The organism is Paraburkholderia sp. J94 (assembly GCF_905220285.1).
Taxonomy (GTDB): domain Bacteria; phylum Pseudomonadota; class Gammaproteobacteria; order Burkholderiales; family Burkholderiaceae; genus Paraburkholderia; species Paraburkholderia tropica_A.
In genome coordinates this window covers 437,645-461,380 of record NZ_CAJMZH010000002.1, presented here as the reverse complement: position 1 = coordinate 461,380, position 23,736 = coordinate 437,645, and the positions used below count along the sequence as shown (strand labels likewise).

Here is a 23,736-nt window from a genome sequence, read left to right as displayed (position 1 = left end):
CGCGTGTCATCCGCGCCGTGGGTTGTGACCCGGCGCGCAGGGCGCGCGGTGCGTCACGTTGCAGCCCGCCGACGCCTGCCGCCAGGCGCGGCGCTGAACGCCCCCCGGCGTACCACGAGCAAGGAGACGACATGAACGAAGAGGCTCAGTCCAGCAACGGCGGCCAGGCCGGTCCGTCCAGCGGCAACGGCAAGCACCGCAGCCCCGCCGACCAGCCGTGCTTCGATCCCACCGCCTACGGCAACGGTCCCGACGACTTCGTCACCGACATGACCGAGAACGCCGCGATCACACATCACGCGATCCAGATCGGCAAGGAGGTGATCGCCTACACCGCGACGGCGGGCCACCTCGTCACCGTCGATCCGAGCAGTTCGCAGCCCAACGCGAAGATTTTCTACGTGGCGTTCACGAAGGACGGCGTGCAGGCGCAGGACCGGCCGGTCACGTTCTTCTATAACGGCGGGCCGGGTTCGTCGTCGGTGTTCGTGCTGCTCGGCTCGTTTGCGCCGCGGCGCATCAAGACGTCGATGCCGGGCTTCACGCCGCCCGCGCCCTATGCGCTCGAAGACAACCCCGACAGCCTGCTCGACAAGAGCGATCTCATCTTCGTCAATCCGGTGGGCACGGGCTATTCGGCGGCCATCGCGCCGCATCACAACCGCGACTTCTGGGGCGTCGATCAGGACGCGGACTCGCTCAAGCAGTTCATCAAGCGCTATCTGAGCGCGAACGATCGCTGGAATTCGCCGAAGTTTCTGTTCGGCGAGTCGTATGGCACCGCGCGCAGCTGCGTGCTCGCGTACCGGCTGCACGAGGACGGCGTGGACCTGAACGGCATCACGCTGCAATCGTCGATACTCGATTACACGCAGAGCGGCAATCCGATCGGCGCGTTGCCGACCGTGGCCGCCGATGCGTGGTTTCATCAGCGTCTCGGCGTGAAGCCCGCGCCGAAGGATCTACAGAGTTTCGTCGCGCAGGTCGCGCAATTCGCGCGCACCGATTACCGCGAGGCGCTCGCGAAATTTCCCGATCCGAAAGACCCGTCGATTCCGGCGACGCTGAAGAAACTCTCGCAATACACGGGCATCGACACGCAAACGCTGCAGTCGTGGAATCTCGACATCGCCGCTTACGACAGCCGCGGCAATTCGCTGTTTCTGACCACGCTGCTCAAGGACAAGGGCGTGGCGCTCGGTTCCTACGACGGACGCGTGACGGCCATCGACACGGGCATCGCGGGCAACGTCGATCCGAACGCGGGCGGCAACGATCCGACCATGACGGCGGTGAGCGGCGTCTATACGGCGATGTGGAACAGCTATCTGAACGAGACGCTCAAGTTCCGCACCAACTCGTCGTTCACGGACCTCAACGACCAGGCGTTCAAGAACTGGGACTTCGGCCATATCGATCCGACCGGCGCGCAGAAGGGCGTCGATGCGCAGGGCAATATCGTGCTCTACACGGCGGGCGATCTGGCCGCGGTGATGGCCTTGAATCCCGATTTACGCGTGCTGTCGGCGAACGGTTATTACGACTTCGTCACGCCGTTCTATCAGACCGTGATCGACTTGCAGAAGATGCCGCTCGTCGATCAGAAAGTGCGCGACAACCTCAGCGCGCGCTTCTATCCGTCGGGGCATATGGTGTATCTCGACGGCGCGTCGCGCACGGCGCTCAAGGCCGATCTCGCGAAGCTCTACGATAGCGCGGTGGCCAACCGTCCGGCCGTGGCGCGCATTCGCGCGTTGCAGCGCATGAGCACGATGAGCGCGCTGCATCACTGAGCGCGTGGTGCGTGGTGCGTGGTGTGTAGTGCGCAAGGGCGCGCGAGGCTGGGTTAAAGCGTGCGCCCTTGCGACAGCGCCGTGAGACACGCGCGCGCGTCGCCCTGCACGATGCGCGCGGCGCAGGCGATCATCAGGTTCTTCGAGAGACCGAAATCTTCCACGAGAAAGCCGCGTTCGCAGACGCGTCCGCGCGGACCGGCCTGCGCGGGCACGCGTTCGGCGAGCGTGCCCGCGTCGGTCGTATAGGCCCAGATTTCCTTGCCGAGCGCGGCGGCGAAGCCGATCTCGAACGCCGTGCCCGAATCGGGCTCGCCGGGGCCGCGAAAGTCGTCGACGTTGGCCATGACGATGTCGGCGGTGCGGATCGACTCGATGTTCGCGCGGTAGATCCAGGCGGCCTGGCGCGGGCCGTCGAGATCGGCGGGCGCCTGGGCGTCGAGCGGATAGACGCCCTCGAAGCCGAACTCCGCGCACGCGGCGACGAGACGCGCGCCGTGTTCGAGCGCATCGGGACGAAAGACGTCGAAGCCCGCGAGATAAACGCGCGGGCGGCGGGGCGAGGCGGCGAGTGTCATGGCGTCGGAGTCTCCGGTGGGACGGGCGGGGCGTTTGCCGATTCTAGTCCCGTTGCCCGCGCGCGCGCAGCTTCAGCGCTTCGCCTGGCAGGGGTACGCGGCGATCAGCGCCTTGTAGACGACCGCGCCCGTGGGTTCGAGCATATTTTCCAGATGGCCCTTCATATACGCGAGCACCGCGCCGAGCTGCTGCGGACGCGTGGCGTTCGGCGGCAGGCAATAGCGCGGCTGCTGGCGGTCGAGGAGCGCCTGGACGAGCGCGCCGTTGGCGTAGCCGGCCATGTACAGCAGGCAGGCGTCGCGGTTTTCGGGCTGCTGGCAGGCGGCGTAGAACACGTCGGCCTGATCGATGGAGGGCGCGGGCCTGGCGGCGGGCGCGGGGGCGGTTTGTGCCGCTGCGCTGCCGGCGGCGAACGCGGCGGCGAGCGCCAGCGCGGGGAGGATTGCCTTGGTCATGATGCTTTCCGTGGGATGGGAGTGCGGAACGAATGCGGCGCGAGCGTGGCGCGTCCGTCATGCGGACTTCGGTGCGGGCTTCGATGCGGACAGCCGGACGGACTTCGATGCGAACGGCAGCGTGAATTCCGGTGCGGATTGCGCCGCGGCTTCCACTGCGGTTTGTGCTGCGACCCGCGTTTCAATCCGCGTTGCGACCCGCCTGGCGGCCCGCGCGAGCCGGGCGCAAGGATAGCCGCGCCGCGCTATCTCAGGCTTGCCGTCCGTCAAAGGGAAGCGGTGGGCATGGCATGATGCAGGGCGGCATCGGATTTTGGGATGCCCGCGCGGCGCATCGCCGCTTGCCCATCAACAAGGAGAGAGACCGTCATGAGCCGCTTGAGCCGACCGAGGCGCCTGCCGCGAGGCGCGCACGCCGCCTGCGCCGCGCTCGTCGTGATCGCCGCCGCCGTGGCGTGGCCGGGACCGGCGCGCGCGCAGGTCGCGCAGCCCACGCTCGACAAGATCCGCGACGCCAACGCGATCGCGATCGGCTATAGCGAGACCTCGGTGCCGTTTTCGTCGGTCGACGCGAACGGCAAGGTCGTCGGCTTTTCGCAGGACATCTGCGACCGCGTGATCGCGGCGGTGAAGGCGCGCACGCAGCGTCCGGGGCTGGGCGTGCGCTTTATCGCCGTCACCTCGCAGAATCTGATGCCGCTGGTGCAGAACGGCAGCGTCGATCTGGTCTGCGGCGTCACCACCAACACCCACGCGCGCCAGCGTCAGGTGCAGTTCTCCAGCACCTTCTTCATCGCCGATACGCGGCTGCTCACGCGCCGCAATTCGGGCATCCACGATTTCCCGGATCTCGCGGGCAAGACCGTGGTGACGAATCAGGGCACGACGTCCGAGCGCATGCTGCGGCGCATGAATCTCGATCGCCACATGAACATGCAGGTGCTCAGCGCGCGCGATTACGGCGAGGGGCGCCGCATGCTCGAATCGGGCCGCGCCGTCGCCTACATGATGGACGACGTGCTGCTCGCGGGTACGCGCGCCCACATGGCGAAGCCGGCGGACTGGGTGATCGTCGGCACGCCGCAGTCGTCGGAGGCCTACGCGTTCGTGATGCGCAACGGCGACCCCGCGTTCCGCCAGGTCGTCGACGACGCGATGAGCGACCTCATGACGAGCGGCGAAATGAGCAAGCTCTACGCGAAATGGTTCGAGCAGCCGGTGCCCGGCAGCGGCGCGGACTTGCGCTTTCCGATGAGCGACGCGCTGCGCAAGCTGTACGCCGCGCCGAATGACCACGCGCTCGATTGAGGTCGGGTTAGGTCGATTGAGGTCGATCGGGCGTTCGATGGCGTGGCCGCTCGATCGCTCGAATAAGCGCCTGAACCCGAAGATCCCGAAGCGGACTTTTACCGGCCACGCGCCGCGATCGTGAGATGATCTCGGTCCCGGCCAGCGGCGCGAACGCGCGTTGCCGATCGGAAACAGGGCGCGAGACGCGTGTTTCCGATGCGAAAATGGCGGGTTCGAAGCGCGCCTGAACGAAACAGGCGACGCCGATACGAAACACGAACAAGGCGCGCGGGCCGCGCGCACGCACACCTGAGGGAGCGGACATGCAGGAACAGGGCAGCACGGTGGTGATCGTCGGAGCAGGGCACGCGGGTGGCAACGCCGCGGCGCTGCTGCGTCAATACGGTTTCGAAGGGCGCATCGTGCTGGTGGGCGAGGAGCCCGTGCCGCCGTATCATCGTCCGCCGCTCAGCAAGGCGTATCTGAAGGGCGAGGCCGATGTCGAGCGCCTCTGGCTCAAGCCGCGCCAGTTCTACGAGGATCAGCGCATCGAGCTGAAGCTCGGCGTCAGCGCGCAATCGCTCGACCGCACGGGCCATACGCTCACGCTCAGCGACGGCAGCAGCCTGCACTACGACAAGCTGATTCTCGCCGCCGGCTCGCTGCCGCGCGCGCTGACGGTGCCGGGCCACGACCTCGCGGGCGTGGTCGCGCTGCGCTCGCTCGCCGACGCCGACGTGCTGCGCGAACGCGTGCAGCCCGGCGAAAAACTGGTCGTGATCGGCGCGGGCTATATCGGCCTCGAAGCGGCGGCCGCCGCGCGCCAGCTCGGCCACGCCGTGACCGTGCTCGAAGCCGCGCCGCGCGTGCTCGGCCGCGTGACGGGCGAAACGGTGTCCACGTTCTACGCCGACCTGCATCGCGCGCAGGGCGTCGATCTGCGCCTGAACGCGAAGATCGAGGCGCTGGTGGGCGAAAACGGCAAGCTCACGGGCGTGCAGCTCGCGGGCGGCGAAGTGGTGCCGGCCACGCTGGCGCTGATCGGCATCGGCATCGTGCCGAATGTGGGGCTGGCCGAGACGGCGGGCATCGTCTGCGAAAACGGCATCCGCGTCGACGACGACGCGCGCACGTCCGACGCCGACGTGTTCGCGATCGGCGACTGCGCGAGCCGTCCGCTCTCGCACTACAGCCGCACGGGCCGTCTCGAAAGCGTGCATAACGCGGTCGAGCAGGCGAAGCTCGCGGCGGCGGCCATCGTCGGCAAGCCGCGTCCGGCCTGCGATGCGCCGTGGTTCTGGTCCGATCAGTACGAACTCAAGCTGCAGACCGTGGGCCTGCTCGAAGGCTATGACGAGACCGTGCTGCGCGGCGATCCGGCGGCGCGCCGCTTCGCCGTCTACTACCTGAAGAACGGCGCGCTGCTGGCGGTCGACGCGGTCAGCTCGATGCCCGATTTCCTCTGCGGCAAGAAGCTGGTGGGCTCGGGCAAGACGCTGGACGTCGCGGCGCTGCGCGATCCGGCCACCGATATCGGCAAGTTCGCGGCGGCCACGCTCGCCTGAGCGCGCGGGGGGGCAAAACGCGCGATCTGTTGATCTGCGTGGGCGTAGGGGGAAGGCGGCGCGTACTATGATCCGGCGCGCACGCCGACGGAGTCCCCCCACATCATGAATACGCCGCCCCCGCTGCCTTCCCGCACGCAAAACGTTTCCGAAGATCAACAAGTTTCCGATAAGCAGCGCGGCCGCGCGGCCGCCGCTTTCGCGCGCGTCGACGCGCCCGCGCTGAGCGGCCCGGAAGGCATCCGCTACGACTTTAACTACGGCTGCCGCGTGCAGGTGCCGCGCGCCGGCTGGCGCGTGCGCCTGCACGATCTCGATACTGGCAATCTCGTGTTCGACGCCGAAGCCGGGGCGGGCGAGATCGTCGCGAGCCGCCGCAAGTATTTCGTGCGGTTTCTGCTGGAGGTGTTCGACGGCGCGCGGCGCGTGTTCGAGCATCGATACGATGCGGCCGGCCAGCACGTGCGGATGGTGATCGGCTCGGGCGCGCTCGGCGACGCCATCGCCTGGGTGCCCGCCATCGAGGCCTTCCGGCAGCGCCACGGCTGCACGGTGAGCGTGGTGATGCGGCCGTATCTGCATGCGCTGTTCGAGGCGGGCTATCCGGCGCTGCGTTTCGTATCGGAAACGACGGCGCAACATGCAGCGGATAACGGCGAAGCGGGCCGAGGCACCGATGCCACCTTTGCCACTTTTTCCACCTATGCGACCTATCGCGTGGGCTGCTATTCACCCTACGCCGACCGCGACCATCAGCCCACCGATCCGCGCGTGAGCAGCCTGCAGGACTTCGCCTCGTACATGCTGGGCGTGGACGCAATCGAGCGACGTCCGAATGTCGTCGTCGCGCAGCCTGCGCGCACGATCGCCGAACCCTATGTCTGCGTCGCCGCGCAGGCCTCCACGCAGTGCAAATACTGGAACCATCCCGACGGCTGGCGCACGCTCGTCGCGCATCTGAACACGCGCGGCTATCGCGTGCTCTGCATCGACCGCGATCGCGAATATGGCTTGCCCGGCGCGCTCAACACGATGCCCGAAGGCGCGGAGGACTACACCGGCGAGCGGCCCTTGCAGGAGCGGGCGAGCCTGCTCGCGCACGCGGCGGGCTTCGTCGGCCTGGGCAGCGGGCTGTCGTGGCTCGCGTGGGCGGTGGGCGCGCCCGTCACGATGATCAGCGGCTTCTCGCATCCGCACACCGAGTTCCGCACGCCGTGGCGCGTGATTAACTTCCACGCCTGCAATAGCTGCGCGAACGACACGCGCGTCGAATTCGACGGCGATTTCGGCTGGTGCCCGCGCCACGCGCACGACGCCATGCGTTATCAGTGCACGACGGCGATCACGGCGGCCCACGTGATCCGGGTCGTCGACGCGATGCTCGATTCGCAGGCACACGCGGCCTGAGACGCGCTGGGACGGCCTGAAAACCTGGCCTCGTCCGGGCCGCCAATGTCGTAAACTGTCGCATCGGGCGGCGGGTTTCCTTTGCGAAACTTCTGGGCAACATGGGAAACCGTGCGCCCCGCCCGAGTTTCCTATCGGCAACATTTGCGACATCTACGACCAGGCGACATGGCCGCATTCCACCCGCTCGATCTTCTTTCCCGTCCCGCTCGCGTGATGCCGGGGAGCCGCGTTTGAACGCGCGCGCCTTGCCGCCCGGCCTGATGCTCGTTCACGGCAACGAGCCCGAACGGCTGCGCGATCTGATCGTGCAGTGGATCGGCCAGCATCCCATTGCGCCGCTCGAAAAAGAAATGCTGCTGGTGCAGAGTAACGGCATCGCGCAGTGGCTCAAGCTCGCTTTCGCGGCCGATCCCGAGGACGGCGGCTGCGGGATCGCGGCGGCGCTGGAAATGTCGCTGCCTTCGCGTTTTCTCTGGCAGGTCTATCGCGCGGTGCTGGGCGAGGAGGCGGTGCCGGCCGTCTCGCCGTTCGACAAGTCGCGTCTCGTCTGGCGCCTGATGCGCATGCTGCCCGCGCTGCTCGACGAGCCGGGCTACGAGCCGCTCAAGCGCTTCATGGCCAACGACGAGGAACAGCGCAAGTGCTTCCAGCTCGCGCAGCGCGTGGCCGACCTGTTCGACCAGTACCAGGTGTATCGCGCCGACTGGCTGGCCGCGTGGGCCGATCACGACGACGTGGTGATCGATGCGCGCAACAATCGCATGCCACTCGCCGACGACGCGCGCTGGCAAGCCGCCCTCTGGCGCGCGCTGCTCGCCGACGTGAGCGCGCGCGCGCCCGCCGGCAGCGCGCTCGCGCAAACCGGCCGCGCCGCCGTGCACGATCTCTTCATGCGCCGCGCGCAAGCGTGGCAGGAAGGCGAGCCGCGGCCGCGCGGACTGCCGCGCCGTCTCGTGGTGTTCGGCATTTCGAGCCTGCCGCGCCAGTCGCTCGAAGTGCTCGCGGCGCTCGCGCGCTGGAGCCAGGTGCTGCTTTGCGTGCATAACCCGTGCATGCATTACTGGGCCGATATCGTCGCCGATCAGGATCTGCTGCGCGCGCGTCACGCGCGTCAGCGCCGCCGCGCGGGCGCGCCCGCCGTGCTCGACGAATCGCAACTGCATCTGCACGCGCAGCCCTTGCTGGCGGCGTGGGGCAAGCAGGGCCGCGACTTCATCGGCCTGCTCGACGAATACGACAGCGACGAAGCGCGCGAGACCTACACGCCGCATTTCACGCGTATCGGCCAGCGTATCGATCTGTTCGATGGCGCCGACGCGCATACGCTGCTGCAACAGCTACAGGACGACATTCGCGATCTGCGACCGCTGCCGGAAACGCGCGACCATTGGCCCGCCGTCGATCCGCAGACCGACGAGTCGGTGCGCTTTCACGTCGCCCACAGCGCGCAGCGCGAAGTGGAGATCCTGCACGACCGTCTGCTCGCCGCCTTCGCCGCCGACCCCGCGATGCGTCCGCGCGACGTGATCGTGATGGTGCCCGACATCGAGATCTATACGCCGCATATTCAGGCCGTGTTCGGCCTCGTCGACAGCGACGATCCGCGCTACATCCCGTTCAGCGTCGCGGACCGCGCGCAGCGCGCGTTCGATCCGCTGATCGGCGCGCTCGAAATGCTGCTCGCGCTGCCGCACGGACGCGTCACCGTGAGCGACGTGCTCGACCTGCTCGAAGTGCCCGCCGTGCGCGCGCGCTTCGAGATCGACGCCGAGGATGTGCCCACGCTGCGCAACTGGATCGACGGCGCGAATATCCGCTGGGGCCTGCACGCCGAACAGCGCGCGAGCCTCGGGCTGCCGAACGGCGAAAGCGGCGCGCCCAATAGCTGGGCCTTCGGGCTGCGCCGCATGCTGCTCGGTTATGCGGCCGGCGATCGCGCGAGCGCGTGGCGCGGCATCGAACCGTATGCGGAGATCGGCGGGCTCGACGCGGCCTTGCTCGGCCCGCTCACGCGCCTGATCGACGCGCTCGACGACGCCTGGCGCACGCTGCGCGAACCGGCGAGCGTCGATGTCTGGTGCGAGCGTCTGCGCGCGTTGAAAACGACCTTCTTCGCCACCGACGAAGGCGAGGACGCGTACACGCTCGAACGCCTCGACAGCGCGCTCGAAACGTGGCGCGACGCGTGCAGCGAAGCCGAACTCACGGACGCGCTGCCGCTCGCCATCGTCGCCGAAAACTGGCTCGGCCAGCTCGACGGCGGCGGACTTTCGCAGCGCTTTTTCGCGGGCGCGGTGACCTTCGCCACGCTCATGCCGATGCGCGCGATTCCGTTTCGCCACGTGTGCCTGCTCGGCATGAACGACGGCGACTATCCGCGCAGCCGCACGCCGCTCGACTTCGACCTGATGCGGCGCGACTATCGTCCCGGCGACCGTTCGCGCCGCGAGGACGACCGCTATCTGTTTCTCGAAGCGCTGCTGTCCGCGCGCGAGCATCTGCATATCTCGTGGGTCGGCCGTAGCGTGACCGACAACACGCCGCGTCCGCCCTCGGTGCTGGTCGCGCAGTTGCGCGATCACATCAAGTCGGGCTGGCGGCTCGAAAGCGAGGACGACGACGAACCTGGCAAACCCGATGCGCTGATCCACGCGCTCACGATCGAACATCGCTTGCAGCCGTTCAGCGCCGACTACTTTCCCGCCGATCCGCGTCATGCGCCGCTGTACACCTTTGCGCACGAATGGAGCCGTCCTGCGCCGTTTGCGAACGACGTGTCGGGCGCATCGCAAGACGCGGATGCGCCGACGCTGCCCGCGCCCGAGCGCGACGAGCCGCTTTCGCTGCGCGAACTCGCGGAGTTTCTGCGCGATCCGGTGCGCAACTTCTTTCGTCAACGTCTGCGCGTCGCGCTCGAAATGCAGGACGAAGCGAGCGAGAACCACGAGCCGTTCGAAGTCGATGCGTTGCAGGCGTGGCAACTGCAGGGCGAACTGATTCGCGCGCAGGTGGCGGCGATGGAGCGCGGCGAAACCGATCTCGAACCGGTCGCGCGCGAACGGCTCGAACGCATGCATCGCAGCGGCGATCTCGCGAGCGGCGGCTTCGGCGAAGTGATCGGCGAGGAATTGCTCGCGCCGATGGAAGAACTGTTCATCGAATATCGCAAGGCGCTGGCGCGCTGGCCGCGTCTGCGCACGGATCAATATGAAATTCGTCTGGATACGCTGCGCGAGGGCCGCACGCTCGACGTGCAGGACTGGCTCGACGATATTCGCGAAGGCGAGGACGGCTCGCTCGGGCGTGTGATTCTCGAACCGGGCACGCTCGTCAAGGACAACAAGTATCGCGGCGAACGGCTCGTCGCGTACTGGGTCGCGCACGTCGCCGCGCAGCTTGCAGTGGGCGAAGTGACGACGGTCGTGGTGAGCAAGGTGGGCGTGGCCGAGTTCGCGCCGCTGGCGCGCGAGACCGCGCGTGCGTGGCTGCTCGCACTGCTTGCGGCATGGGACGAAGGTTCGCGGCGGCCGTTGCCGCTCGCGGTGAAAACGGCCTTCGCGTGGCTGCGCAAATTGCCGGTCGATTACGACGCGGCGTCGGGCGCGGTGCCCGCCGAAGCGTGGGAAGCGGCGCGCACGGCCTTCGAAGGCGCGGCGCGCATGGCGGGCGAGTGCGAGACGAATCCGTATCTGCGCCGCGCGTTCCCCGACTTCGACACGCTGATCGCCGGCGACGAATTCGCGACGCTGGCGTCCACGCTGCTGCTGCCGGTGCAGCGTGCGCCGCTCGCCTCATCGAAGAAGAAAAGCGCTTCTGCGGGTTCCGCGGAGAGCGCGGGAGATGCCGCATGATTCCGGCCGACGACATGATCCCGAACGAACTGAAACCGCTGTCGTTTCCGCTTTACGGCAGCCGCCTGATCGAAGCGAGCGCGGGCACAGGCAAGACCTTCACGATCGCGATGCTGTATGTGCGGCTCGTGCTGGGTCATACGGGCGCGCGTGCATTACACGACGAGTCCGACGACGAAGACTTCGACGGACTCGAAGCGTTCGACGAGTTCGACGAATTCCACGAGCACGGACACGAGCACGAGAACCACGGGATCGCAGCCGACGCACGGCCCGCCATGCGGCCGCTCACGCCGCCGGAAATTCTCGTCGTGACCTTCACCGACGCCGCGACGAAGGAACTGCGCGACCGCATCCGCGCGCGGCTGATCGAAGCGGCCGAGTATTTCCGCGCCGATCCCGACGACGTGCCGTTGCGCGCGGCAGGCGCCGATCTGCTGCACGACTTGCGCGAGGAATATCCGCACGAACAATGGCCCGCATGCGCGCGCCGCCTGCAACTCGCCGCCGAATGGATGGACGAGGCCGCGGTCTCGACGATTCACGGCTGGTGCAATCGCATGCTCAGCGAGCACGCCTTCGACAGCGACAGCCTGTTTTCGCAGACGCTGGAGGCCGATCAGACCGAGTTGCGCGCCGAAGTCGTGCGCGATTACTGGCGCACGTTTCTCGCGCCGCTCGACGCGCAGGATGCCGCGCAGGTGCGCGCGTGGTTCGCGAGTCCCGACGCGTTGCACGGCGCGGTTCGCAGCCTGCTCGGCCACGCCAATCTGCTGCCCGATGCCGACGTGCCCGCCGCCGCCTTGAGCGAAGCCCGCAAGCAGGCGCACGACGCGCTCGAACTGCTGAAGGCGCCGTGGCGCGCGGGCATCGACGAAGCGGAAGGTCTGCTCGCGGCGGCGCGCGAAAAGAAACTGTTCGACGCCAAGAAGCTCAACACGCGCAACTGCGAGACGTGGTTCAGCAAGCTGCGCGAATGGGCGAACGATCCCGACAGCCTGCATCCGGGTTTCAAGGACGATGCCGCCGTGTGGACGCGTCTCACGCCCGCCGGTCTCGCGGAAATCTGGAAGGACGGCCCGCCGCCCGAACACGATTGCTTCGTGGCGATGGAAGCGTTGCGCGAGGCGCTGGCCGCGCGGCCCACGGCGAAGCTGCCGATCCTCTGTCATGCCGCGCGCTGGATCGCGCGCCGCTTCGAAGAGGAAGAAACGCGCCGCTCGCAGATGGGATTCGACGAGCTGCTCACGCGTCTGCTCGACGCGCTCAAAAAGCCCAACGGCGCGCGTCTGGCCGAGATCATCCGCAAGCAGTATCCGGTGGCGCTGATCGACGAGTTCCAGGACACCGATCCGGTCCAGTACCAGATCTTCGACGCGGTCTACGCGATCCAGGCGAACCGGAGCGAGACGGCTATCGTCTTGATTGGGGATCCTAAACAAGCGATCTATGCGTTTCGCGGCGCGGATATCTATACGTATCTGCGCGCGCGCGAGGCCTGTGCGGGGCGGCTCTATACGCTCAAGAAGAATTTCCGCTCTACGCGCGCGATGGTCGATGCGGTCAATCGCTGCTTCGAGGCGGCGGAACAGCGTGCCGAAGGCAGCGGCGCCTTTCTGTTTCGCGGCGCGCCAGGCGAAGCCAATGCACTGCCTTTCGTCGCGGCGGATGCGGCGGGACGCCCCGACGCACTGATCGCATCCGGTGCCGCCGTGCCCGCGCTGAACGTCTGGTGGCTGCCCGGTTCGGCCGACGGCAAGCCGTTGAGCAAGACCGCGTACTTCGCGAGCATGGCAGCGAGTTGCGCGACCGAAATGGCGCGGCTGCTGAATCTCGGGCAAGAGGGCGCGGCGGGCTTCAAAGGCGAGCAGGGCATGAAGGCCCTGCAGCCGGCCGACATGGCCGTGCTCGTGAACAATCGCGACGAGGCGCGCGCGATCCGCGAAGCGCTGGCGGCGCGCGGCGTGCGCAGCGTCTATCTGTCCGATCGCGATTCCGTCTATCAAACGCCGCAAGCGGAGGAACTGCGCTACTGGCTCGGCGCCTGCGCGGAGCCCGACGACGGCCGCCTCGTACGCAGCGCGCTCGCAACCGGATCGCTCGGCTTAAGCTGGGACGAACTCGATGCGCTCGGCCGCGACGAGATCGCGTGGGAAGCGCGCGTGCTGCAATTCCGCGGCTATCGCGAAGTGTGGCGCAAGAAGGGCGTGCTGCCGATGCTGCGCCGCCTGCTCAACGATTTTCATGTGCCGCAGCGTCTGCTCGGCGCGAGCGCGGCGGCGGGCCTGAACGGCGAGCGCGCGCTCACGAATCTGCTGCATCTGGCTGAGCTGTTGCAGCAGGCGAGCACGCAGCTCGATGGCGAGCATGCGCTGATCCGCTATCTCGACGAACAACGCGACGACGAGAGCGCGGGCGGAGGCGGCGACGCGCGACAGTTGCGGCTCGAAAGCGATGCGGGCCTCGTGCAGGTAGTGACGATCCACAAGTCGAAAGGCCTCGAATATCCGCTGGTGTTTCTGCCGTTCGCTTGCGCGCATCGCGCGGTGAAGGCCGACGACGTGCCGTTCAAGTGGCACGACGAGGCGGGCAATCTGCGTGTGACGCTCGAAGCGGATCACGCCGTGCTCGCGCAGGCCGACCGCGAACGACTCGGCGAGGATCTGCGCAAGCTCTACGTGGCGCTCACGCGCGCGCGCTACGCGACGTGGATCGGCTATGCGCCCGTGCAGAACGTGGAGGGCAGCGCGTTCGGCTATCTGATGGGCGGCGGCGCGCCGTTGCCCGCCGAGCAAAGCGCGGTACTGCTAAACAATCTGCGCGACACATGCACGGATATCGACGTCATGGAAGCACCCGCGCCGAGCCATGAAGCCTTCGCGTTGCGCGGCCCGGGCGTCGTGCGTGGACGCGCGCGCATGTTCCCGCGTCGTGGCCGCGAACCGTGGTGGATCGCGAGCTATTCGAGCCTGAAGACCGTGGAGGGCACACAGGTCGCGTACGCCGCGCAGATGGCCGAGGAAGATCACATCGCGCCGGACACGCGCAGCGAAGACGTGTTTCGCGAACTGCTCGACGCACGCATTCTCGACGACGCCGATGCGGAAGACGCGCTGCAAACGTCGGCGGAACTCGCGCCCGAGGGCGCGCCGATGCACGGCTTCGAACGTGGCGCCGATGCCGGCAGCTTCCTGCACGAACTGATCGAATGGGTCGCGAACGAAGGCTTCGCCGAAGTCGCGCACGACGCCACGCGGCTGCGCGACATGATCGCGCGACGCTGCAACGTGCGCGGCTGGTCGCAATGGATCGACACGCTCACGTCGTGGATGCTCGGGCTGATCGGCACGCCGCTGCGCTTGCCGTCGATCGACGGCGAGGCGGTGTCGCCCGTCACGCTCGCGAAACTCGATAGCGCCTCCTATATGGCGGAAATGGAATTCTGGGTCGCGGCGCACAGGGTGAACACGCTCGAACTCGACGCGCTGGTGACTGAGTTCACGCTCGACGGCGCGCCGCGTCCGCCGCTCGACGCCACGCGTTTGAACGGCATGCTCAAGGGCTTTATCGATCTGGTGTTCGAGCACGAGGGCCGCTATTACGTCGCCGACTATAAATCGAACTGGCTCGGCGCCGACGATGATGCGTACACCGGATCGAGAATGAGCGCGCAGATTCTGCATTCGCGCTATGAGTTGCAGTACGCGTTGTATTTGTTCGCGCTGCATCGTCTATTGAAAGCGCGCTTGCCCGATTACGACTACGACCGGCATGTCGGCGGCGCGGTCTATATGTTCCTGCGCGGCGGCCGTTCGCCGAGTCAGGGCTTGCATTGCGAGCGGCCGCCGCGCGAGCTGATCGAAGGACTCGATGCGCTGTTCGCGCATCACGACGCGCTTGAGGATGCAGCATGAGCCCGCGACGTAACACGCGCAACGATTTGCCGAAAGGCGCCATCGGCACGACCGGCGATCTGTTCGACGCGTTTCTGCCGGAAGAGATCGAGCAGGACGCGCAGCCCGCGCCTGTGAAGCCAGCGTCAGCAGAGCCTGCAGAGCCCGCCGCGCCGCGCGCGAACGCCAGCGAATCCGCCGCGCAGATGCTCGCCACGCTCGACCGCTGGGTGGAGCGCGGCTGGCTGCGCACGCTCGATGGCGCGTTCGCGCGCTTTCTGCTCGACGAGACGCCCGATGCGCCGCCGCTGTTGCTGCTGGCCGCCGCGCTCGCGAGCCATCAGCTCGGGCGCGGTCACGTCTGTCTCGACTTGCAGGCCACGCTCGACGATCCCGCCTTCGCGCTGTCGCTGCCGCCCGACGGCCCGCAGACGCCCACGGCCGAGCCGCCGCAGCCGCCCGCCGAGGTGCTGGCGGGCGTGACGCTCGAACGCTGGCGCGCGGCGCTCGACGCGCCGGAACTGGTCGGGCATTGGCACGACGGCACGCAAGACGATACGCAAAGCGATACACAGAACGATGCGCAAAACGATGCGCAAAACAGCACGCCGCTTGTGCTGGCCGGTAATCGCTTCTATCTGCGCCGTTATTGGCAGTATGAACAGGACGTGCGTGCCGGCATCGAAGCGCGGCTCGCGCGGGGGCCGCGTCTCGAAGCGGCGCTGCCCGCCGCGGCGGCGCGCGCCGCGCTCGATGCCTTGTTCGTGTCGCGACCGGCGCAGGCGAAGGGCGCGGACTGGCAGAAGCTCGCCTGCGCGCTCGCGGCGCGCAGCGCCTTCAGCATCATCACGGGCGGTCCCGGCACGGGCAAGACGACCACGGTCGTGAGATTGTTGGCACTCCTGCAAACTCTGGCGCTCGATCGCGAAGGCGCGGGCGGGCGGCCGCTGCGCATTCGCCTCGCCGCGCCGACCGGCAAGGCCGCTGCGCGCCTGAACGAATCGATCGCGGGCGCCGTCGAACGTCTGCCATTCGACGCGCTCGCGCAACGCGTGGACGCGGCGGCGCTGCGTAGCGCGATTCCCACCGTCGTGACGACGCTGCATCGCGTGCTCGGCACGCGGCCCGGCAGCCGCCGTTTCCGTCACGATGCGGGCAATCCGCTGCCCGTCGATGTGCTCGTGATCGACGAGGCGTCGATGGTCGATCTGGAGATGATGGCCGCCGTGCTCGACGCGCTGCCGTCGAATGCGCGTCTGATCCTGCTCGGCGACAAGGACCAGTTGGCCTCGGTCGAAGCGGGCGCGGTGCTCGGCGAACTCTGCGAGCGCGCGCGCGACGGCCACTATACGGAGGCCACGCGCGCGTGGCTCGAAGCGGCTACCGGCGAGCGCATCGACGATGCGATGCTCGACGCGCACGGCATGCCGCTCGATCAGGCCGTGGCGATGCTGCGCGAAAGCCATCGCTTCGCGTCGGAAAGCGGCATTGGCGCGCTGGCCGATCTCGTCAACGCGGGCGACGCCACGGGCGTGGCGAAGATCTGGACGCGCGGCTACGCGGATCTCGCGCGTCTCGTCTGCCCGGCGGGCGACGATGCGCCATTGCGCGCGCTGATCACCGACGGCAACGTGAGCGAGGATGGCGCGCCCGCAGGAGAGCGCCGAGGCTATCGGCACTATCTGACGACCATGCGCAAGTTGCGGCCCGAGGCGGGCGCGACGCCCGAAGCGTTGGCGAAATGGGCGTCGGCGGTTTTGCAGGCGCATACGCAGTTCCAGTTGCTCTGCGCGTTGCGACGCGGCGCCTGGGGCGTGGAGGGGCTCAACCGGCGCGTCGCGCGGCTGCTTCAGGAAGACGGCCTGATCGATCCGCTCGGCGATTGGTACGCGGGGCGGCCCGTGCTCGTCACGCATAACGACTACGAACTCGGGCTGATGAACGGCGATATCGGCATCGCGCTCGATTTGCCGGTGGACGAGGGCGCGCCGCCGGTGCTGCGCGTGGCGTTTCCGTCGGGCGATGGCGTGGGCGGCGTGAAGTGGGTGTCGCCGAGCCGCTTGCAGGGCGTGGAAACCGTGTTCGCGCTGACCGTCCACAAGTCGCAGGGTTCGGAGTTCACGCACGCGGCGCTCGTGCTGCCCGATACGTACAGCCCGATTCTCACGCGCGAACTCGTCTACACGGGCATCACGCGCGCGCGCACGTGGTTCACGCTGGCCGTACCGGAAGGGCGCTCGGTGCTGGAGCGCGCGGTCTGCGCCCGCGTGCAGCGCGCGAGCGGCTTGATGGCGGCGCTGTTCGATGCCGCTGGCTGAAGGTTCGACCGCTTAACCACTTGACCGCTCGCGTTTCCCATCGGAAAACGAGAAAACTTTCGGGTAACACACGAAACAAACGGGCCGCGCCGGATCATGCAGATGACCCGGCGCGGCCCGTTTATTTCCGATCGGAAATCGGGAAAACAATCAGCAAAACTTTGGTTTCCCGATGCCGCTTCCGATCGTCTCGCGGCCTTAAGCGATCGTCAGCGTGACGTCGATGTTGCCGCGCGTGGCGTTCGAGTACGGGCACACGATATGAGCCTTGTCGACCAGCGCCTGAGCGGCTTCGCGGTCCATGCCCGGCAGCGAGACGCGCAGTTCCACTTCGATGCCGAAGCCGTTCGGGATCTGGCCGATGCCGACGCGGCCCGTGACCGAGACGTCCGCCGGAATGGCGATCTTGTCGCGCGCCGCGACGAACTTCATCGCGCCGATGAAGCACGCGCTGTAACCGGCCGCGAACAACTGCTCGGGGTTCGTGCCGGCGCCGCCTGCACCGCCCAGTTCGCGCGGCGTCGTGAGCTTGAGGTCGAGGTTGCTCTCGGGCACGACGGCGCGGCCATCACGGCCTCCGGTTGCGGTGGCTTCGGCGGTGTAGAGGACTTTTTCGATCGACATGACTGGCTCTCCTGTGTGAGAAACGATAGGTCAAGCAACAAGGTTGATTCGTTAGTCGTCCAGATCGATGGCGATCTTCGCGACAGGTTCTACAGCGACGATAACAATCATTCGTGGCGTACGCGTGATCGTCATCGTCATCGTTATGCTTCTAATGCTATCTATCACTAGATAGATATGTTGACGCAAGTGTTACTACAACATTCCTGCATCGCTATCTACCAGAAGATAGATAACAGGGTCCGGCAATGGGGCGGCGAGCCGCCCCGGTTCTGCATACGTGCCTGTGGCCGTGCCGCTTCGCCCGTCAGGCCGCGACTCGCCACATGGCTTCCACGTCTTCCAGACGCGACTTCGTGTGAAACAGCCGGCTCGCGATCACGCTGCCCTGCAACGCCGCGAACAGCGTGCGCGCCGCGCTCTCGGGCTTGTCCCGAGCGATCAGCGTGCCTTCCTTGACGCCTTGCGCCAGCACTTTGGCCAGCCACGCCTCGTTGGTGCGGAAGAACGCCTGCACCGCTTCGCGCACCGTTTCCGGTAGCGTTTCGATGTCGGCGGCCAGCATGCCGCACAGGCAGATCTGGTTGCCGTCGCCGAGCGTCTTGCCGAAGAAACGCGTGTACAGGCTCAGCTTTTCGTTCGCGGGCAGCACCGGGTCGATCGACTGCAGCGCGCGAACGACTTCTTCGCTGTACTGCTTCACTGCTTCGAGCACCAGGTCGTCCTTCGACGGGAAGTAGTAGTGGATGCTCGACGTTTTCACGCCCACCAGTTCCGACAGGTCGCGATAGCTAAAGCCGTTGTAACCCCGCAGCATCATCAAGGTGATGGCGTGATCCAGAAGCTGTTCGCGTACGGTCGATTGCGTGTCCATGGGTGTTAATTTATCTACTAGAAGATAGATTGTCAAGTTTCCGAAGCGAAATAATTTTTCGTGTCGGAAAACGGCGCCCGGCGGCCTGCCTGCCCGATCGAACCCCGGTCTTAACGTTTTCTTGATGCCCGAATTCTTACCATTGCAAATCGCAATCATTCTTATTTGCGATGGCGATGCCAACAGGTCATCGGAAAAACAGGTCATTGGGGTGAATACAACATGCAGTTGAATCGGGGAACGCGAGGCCGTCCGTCGGGCTTGCTGATCAATCTGTTCGGCGCGACGTTCGGGTGCGTTGCGCTCACGGCGGCGCACGCGCAATCGACGCAGGACGTGCAGACGGCACAAGCAGCAGAGACAGCACAAACAACACAGGCACCGGCAGCCGCAGCCAGCACCACGCTGCCTGCCGTGAACGTGAGCGGCAAAAGCTCGCCGTATCAGACGAAGTACGTGGAGTCGGACCAGTTCACGGCGCCGCTGCTCGATATCGCGCAGAGCATCGCGATCGTGCCCAAGCGCGTGCTCGACGAGCAGCAGGCGCAAAGTCTCCAGGACATTCTCAAGAACGTGCCGGGCATCACCTTCACGTCGGGCGAGGGCAATCTCGGCTGGGGCGACATGTTCACGATCCGCGGCTTTTCGGGCGAGCAGAGCATCACGATCGACGGCCTGCGCGACGCGGGGCTCGCGAGCCGTTCGGACACCTTCGACGTGGATCGCGTCGAAGTGTTCAAGGGCACCGGCACCATCGAATCGGGCGTGGCCGCGCCGGGCGGCAGCGTCAATCTCGTGACGAAGGAAGCGCATCTCGACGACGCGTATCACCTCGCGACCACGCTCGGCTCCGCGCGTTATCGACGCGTGACCGCCGACCTCAACAAGCAGATCGGCGAGCATTCGGCGTTGCGCCTGAATCTCATGCGCCACACGCAGGATGTCGACGAGCGCGCCAACGTGCATGACGACCGCTGGGGCGTGGCCGGTTCGCTCGCGATGGGGCTCGGCACGCCCACGCGCGTGACGCTCGACTACTTCCATCAGCAGGACAACAACGTGCCCGACACCGGCGTGCCGATCGAGCGCGGCACGGGCGGCCAGCGCATGCCCGGCGTGCCGCGCAACGGCTGGTACGGCGACCCGGATCTCTACAAGGATCACTCGACCACCAACCGCGCGAGCGTGAAGATCGAGCACGACTTCAACGACAACCTGCGCATCTCGAACATGACGCGCTGGGAGCAGACCGATCGCACCACGGTGCTCGCGCCCGCGCGTTTCAATTCGACGAGCGGCACGTCGTACGGATACGTGGGCACGGGCTCGCTCGTCACGAGCGCGTCGGGCGTGCTCTCGTATAGCGGCGTGGCGGCGGACCCGAATCTCTCGCCGCTCGCGGTGCTGCGCGGCAATAACTACGGCACCTCGAAGCGCTACGACATTCTCGCCAACGAGACCAACGTGAACACGTCGTTCGATACGGCGGGGCTGCATCACGATGTCGTGATCGGCGCGGAGTTCTATCACGAGCGTTATGGCGATCTGCCGCGCAGCGTGCTCGCGCCATCGACGAATCCCGTGATGGATCTCACGAACGCGTATGGCACGAGCATGGGCGGCGTGAACACGATGGAAGGCACGACCGGCGACTACGCGGCGGTGAACGACGCGGGCGTCTATATCCGCGACACGGTGACGATCACGCCGAAGTGGATCGTCGAAGGCGCGGCGCGTTACGACCGCTTCTGGGTCAAGCAGGTGAGCGGCGCGGCCAACGCGCATTCGGTGCTGACGACGAGCGACGGCGCGTTCAGCGGCCGCATCGGCATCACGTACAAGCCGCTGCCGTTCGGCAGCATCTACGCGACCTATGGGCGCGCGGCGCAGCCTTCGGCGGTGGGCGCGACGACCAACAACACGATCTATGGCGCGACCTCGGCGGCCACGGCGAGCCTCAAACCGGCCGTCGCGCAGACGTGGGAACTGGGCACCAAGTGGGATCTGCTCGACCGTCGTCTGTCGATCACGAGCGCGCTGTTTCGCACCGAACTCAGCGATTCGTGGGACTACGGCGATACGACGTCGAGCGTGGTGCGCGAGTTGCCGCCCAAGCGCGTCGATGGCATCGAGCTGGGCGTGTCGGGCAATATCACCGAGAAGTGGTCGGCATTCGCGGGTTTCGCGGCGATGCGCGGGCGTATCACGAAGGGCATCAACGAAGGCCAGCGTCCGGCCAATGTGCCGAACGCGACCTTCAATCTCTGGACCTCGTATGCGGTCACGCCGAAGTTCTCGGTGAGCTACGGCGTGCAGTACGTGGGCACGCGCCGTTATACCGACAACGAATACGTAGGAGGCCAGAGCAATAACAGCAGCACGGTGAGCGGCGCGAACGGCACGCATCCAGCCTATGTCTACGACGCGGAGAAAGCGCCCGCGTTCTGGCTGCATTCGCTCGCGGCGCGCTACGAGGTCAACAAGAATCTCTCGCTGAGCCTGAACGTGCAGAACCTGTTCAACACGTTCTACTACTCGGCGGTGGGCGCGTCGCTCGACGGCTTCCAGTTGTATGGCGTGCCGGGCGCGGGGCGCACGGTGCTGCTGTCGGCGGACGTGCGCTTCTAACCCGTGTTCGTGAGCGGTACGGCGGCGCGTCGCCAGAGGTGCCGCCGTTCGCGCATTCATGACGATGCAAAGAGTGAAACGATGATCGTGGAAATTCCGGGCGTATTCAGCCCGCAGGAATCGAAGGTGCTGGTCGAGCGGCTGCGCGCGGCGCAATGGGTCGACGGCAAGGCGACGGCGGGTGCGCAATCGCAGCGCGTCAAACACAATCGGCAACTCGCCGGCGACGATCCGCTCGCCCGCGAGATCGGCGATGAAATCATCGACCGTCTCGCGAAAGATGCGGTGTTCATGTCGGCGGCGCTGCCCAAGCGCATTTATCCGCCGCTGTTCAATAGCTATGCGGGCGGCGAATCATTCGGATTCCATATCGATAACGCGGTGCGGGGGATTCGTGCTTCACGCGAGCGTGTGCGTACCGATCTTTCCGCCACGCTGTTTCTCGCCGATCCGGCCAGCTACGACGGCGGCGAACTCGTGATTCGCGATACCTACGGCGAGCAGCGCGTGAAGCTGCCCGCGGGGCACATGATCCTGTATCCGGGTTCGAGCGTGCACAAGGTCGAGCCTGTGACGCGCGGCGAGCGCATCGCGTCGTTCTTCTGGATCGAAAGCCTCGTGCGCGAGGATGCGCAACGCGCGCTGCTGCTCGATATGGATGTCGCGATCCAGCGGCTCACGATGCAGAACGCCAATGACGAATCGCTCGTGCAGCTCACCGGCTGTTATCACAATCTGCTGCGCATGTGGGCCGATTGCTGAGTGGGCGCGCGCCCGGCGCTTCAGATCCCGCGGCGTCCGGCGCTGAGAATCAGGCGCAGGCCGAGCGCGGCGATCGCGCCCGCCGCGAGCCGGTCGATCCAACCCTTCGCGCGCAGATACAGATCGCGCGGACGCTGGCTCGAAAAGCACAGCGCGACCACGGTGTACCAGCCGGTTTCGATCGCGAACACGAGCGGCGGCAGCGCGAAGTAGCACCACGTCGGCGGATGTTGCGGCAGCAGCGCCACGAAAATACTGCCGTAGGCGACGGCGGTTTTCGGGTTGCTCAATTGCGTCGTGAGGCCCATCCAGAACGATTTGCCGGGGCGCGTGCCGCCCGCGACATCGCGGTTCATCGCGATCGGCTCGCCCGCGCCGCGCCAGATCCGCGAGGCGATATAAAGCAGGTAGAGGCCGCCCGCGATCTTCAGGCCCGCATAGAGCCACGCCACGGTGGCGAGCAGCGTATAGAGACCGGCGAGCGCGATACCCGCGAAGCAGATCGCGCCGACGCCCATGCCGAGCGCGGTGGCGACGCCGTCGCGGCGCGACAGGCCGATCGCGTTGCGCGCGACCATCACGAAACTGGGGCCGGGGCTCATGGCGCCCAGCAGCAGGGCGGCAAGAATACTGACGACAGCGGTAGTGGGGGACATGGCGATCGCGCGCGGGTGGCGAGTGGGTGAAAGGGTTTTTAACAGTAGCACGCCGAAATGCGCATCGCCGTGCGTTTCGCATCGGAAACCAGGAAAACTCGCGCGTGCGTGCGGGTTTCCCTTGTTTCCGATAGGCAATGAGTCGTCGCTCGCGTTTCTTTAAGGAAATGCGCAGCGTATTCGTTTATTGTGCGGCGGCTTTCGCGGCGCGCGTCCTTTGGGGCGCTGAAGCCGCCGCTTGATCGGGCGTTGCTTCCGCCTTCTTCTCAATGCGCTTCTCAGCGCCTTGTTCGCCGTCCGTGCCGCCCTGACGGCTCCAGTGTTCGAGCAGCACACGCGTTTGATCGGCAACGTTCGCTTTCAGAAACTCGGCCTTTTCAGCGTCGATGTCGTCCCATTTCAGCGTCGTCAGCGTTGCGCGCCGCGCGATATAGAACATCAGGAACTGGCCGTAGAGGCTCAGCATGCGCATGACCGTGAGCGGATCGTCCGCGCTCGTGCCGCTGATGCGGGAGAGCAGCGTGGTGTTCACGTCGTTGAGCGGTGCGCGCACGCGCTGGCGCAGGACTTCGGAGCCGGACGCCGGCTCGCCGCCGCCTTGTTCGCGTGCGAAGAACAGCCGTTGATCGGGATCGCTGCGCTTGACGAAGGTGCGGTCGGCGACCGCGCGCTGAATGTCGAGAAAGGCGTCGATCAGCTCGGCCGTGCTGCCGTCGCGGTCGAGCACGGCGCGCGCGCGCAGCACGGCGGGCTCGAACGATTGCCACGACTCGTCGGCGAGCGATTCGGCGCACGCGCAGTAGAGGCCTTCCTTGCTTTCGAAATAGTACTGGAGGGCGGGGGCGTTGACGCCCGCGCGTGCGGCGATATCGCGGGTCGAGGCGCCTTCGAAACCGTGCTGGCCAAACAGGCTGATGGCCGCTTCGATGATCTTGCGGCGAGTTTCGTCGCCGCGGGCGTAGCCGCCCGCTTTGGGGCGGCGTAGCGGTTTCGTGTCGTTCATGTGATTCGAGTGGCGGTCTGAGCTTTCGAAATATA

At 66.5% G+C, this 23,736-nt stretch carries 15 protein-coding genes; 9 read left to right on the top strand and 6 right to left on the bottom strand.

Features of this window, described 5'->3' with window-relative positions:
- The first annotated feature begins 131 nt into the window (after window positions 1–131).
- Window positions 132–1,793, top strand: coding sequence for a S10 family peptidase (locus tag U4Y88_RS05340; protein WP_224009542.1), 1,662 nt, complete (start codon window positions 132–134; stop codon window positions 1,791–1,793).
- 53 nt (window positions 1,794–1,846) lie between these two features.
- Here U4Y88_RS05340 and U4Y88_RS05335 read toward each other — a convergent pair whose 3' ends face one another.
- Together U4Y88_RS05335 and U4Y88_RS05330 are read right to left on the bottom strand one after the other, a co-directional pair.
- Entirely contained in the window at window positions 1,847–2,371 is a 525-nt protein-coding gene (locus tag U4Y88_RS05335) for a nucleoside 2-deoxyribosyltransferase (RefSeq protein WP_321782759.1), read from the bottom strand.
- A gap of 72 nt (window positions 2,372–2,443) precedes the next feature.
- Window positions 2,444–2,827, bottom strand: coding sequence for a Rap1a/Tai family immunity protein (locus tag U4Y88_RS05330; RefSeq protein WP_224009538.1), 384 nt, complete (start codon window positions 2,825–2,827; stop codon window positions 2,444–2,446).
- 369 nt (window positions 2,828–3,196) lie between these two features.
- Between U4Y88_RS05330 and U4Y88_RS05325 the strand changes: the two genes are divergently transcribed.
- The 6 genes from U4Y88_RS05325 to recD all read left to right on the top strand — a co-directional run bounded on the left by U4Y88_RS05325 (window position 3,197) and on the right by recD (window position 17,154).
- The gene (locus tag U4Y88_RS05325) at window positions 3,197–4,135 is read left to right on the top strand and encodes a transporter substrate-binding domain-containing protein (RefSeq protein WP_321782758.1); all 939 of its coding nucleotides are present in this window, start codon (window positions 3,197–3,199) and stop codon (window positions 4,133–4,135) included.
- A 305-nt stretch (window positions 4,136–4,440) separates the two neighbouring features.
- The gene (locus tag U4Y88_RS05320) at window positions 4,441–5,682 is read left to right on the top strand and encodes an NAD(P)/FAD-dependent oxidoreductase (RefSeq protein WP_321782756.1); all 1,242 of its coding nucleotides are present in this window, start codon (window positions 4,441–4,443) and stop codon (window positions 5,680–5,682) included.
- Between the two features lie 105 nt (window positions 5,683–5,787).
- Window positions 5,788–7,089, top strand: coding sequence for an autotransporter strand-loop-strand O-heptosyltransferase (locus U4Y88_RS05315; RefSeq protein WP_321782754.1), 1,302 nt, complete (start codon window positions 5,788–5,790; stop codon window positions 7,087–7,089).
- Window positions 7,090–7,322: 233 nt separating this feature from the next.
- Window positions 7,323–10,943 (top strand): exodeoxyribonuclease V subunit gamma, encoded by a 3,621-nt coding sequence (gene recC / locus U4Y88_RS05310; protein WP_321782752.1) that lies wholly within the window; start codon window positions 7,323–7,325, stop codon window positions 10,941–10,943.
- Window positions 10,940–14,857 (top strand): exodeoxyribonuclease V subunit beta, encoded by a 3,918-nt coding sequence (gene recB / locus U4Y88_RS05305; RefSeq protein WP_321782750.1) that lies wholly within the window; start codon window positions 10,940–10,942, stop codon window positions 14,855–14,857. The genes recC and recB overlap by 4 nt, the downstream gene beginning before the upstream one ends.
- Window positions 14,854–17,154, top strand: a complete 2,301-nt coding sequence (gene recD / locus U4Y88_RS05300; protein ID WP_321782748.1) for an exodeoxyribonuclease V subunit alpha — start codon at window positions 14,854–14,856, stop codon at window positions 17,152–17,154. The genes recB and recD overlap by 4 nt, the downstream gene beginning before the upstream one ends.
- Window positions 17,155–17,352: 198 nt before the next feature.
- Here the strand turns inward: recD and U4Y88_RS05295 are convergent, their stop codons facing one another.
- Window positions 17,353–17,778: an organic hydroperoxide resistance protein gene (locus U4Y88_RS05295; RefSeq protein ID WP_224009525.1), complete on the bottom strand. Its 426-nt coding sequence runs from the start codon at window positions 17,776–17,778 to the stop codon at window positions 17,353–17,355.
- A 307-nt stretch (window positions 17,779–18,085) separates the two neighbouring features.
- Window positions 18,086–18,652 carry a TetR/AcrR family transcriptional regulator gene (locus tag U4Y88_RS05290; protein WP_224009523.1) on the bottom strand — a complete coding sequence of 189 codons (567 nt, stop codon included), beginning with the start codon at window positions 18,650–18,652 and terminating at the stop codon, window positions 18,086–18,088.
- Window positions 18,653–18,874: 222 nt separating this feature from the next.
- Between U4Y88_RS05290 and U4Y88_RS05285 the strand changes: the two genes are divergently transcribed.
- Window positions 18,875–21,280, top strand: coding sequence for a TonB-dependent siderophore receptor (locus U4Y88_RS05285; protein ID WP_321782746.1), 2,406 nt, complete (start codon window positions 18,875–18,877; stop codon window positions 21,278–21,280).
- A gap of 81 nt (window positions 21,281–21,361) precedes the next feature.
- Window positions 21,362–22,042: a Fe2+-dependent dioxygenase gene (locus tag U4Y88_RS05280; protein ID WP_321782744.1), complete on the top strand. Its 681-nt coding sequence runs from the start codon at window positions 21,362–21,364 to the stop codon at window positions 22,040–22,042.
- Window positions 22,043–22,062: 20 nt separating this feature from the next.
- Here U4Y88_RS05280 and U4Y88_RS05275 read toward each other — a convergent pair whose 3' ends face one another.
- Window positions 22,063–22,698: a LysE family translocator gene (locus tag U4Y88_RS05275; protein WP_321782742.1), complete on the bottom strand. Its 636-nt coding sequence runs from the start codon at window positions 22,696–22,698 to the stop codon at window positions 22,063–22,065.
- Window positions 22,699–22,882: 184 nt separating this feature from the next.
- Entirely contained in the window at window positions 22,883–23,701 is an 819-nt protein-coding gene (locus tag U4Y88_RS05270) for a CerR family C-terminal domain-containing protein (RefSeq protein WP_321782740.1), read from the bottom strand.
- Between the last annotated feature and the right edge of the window lie 35 nt (window positions 23,702–23,736).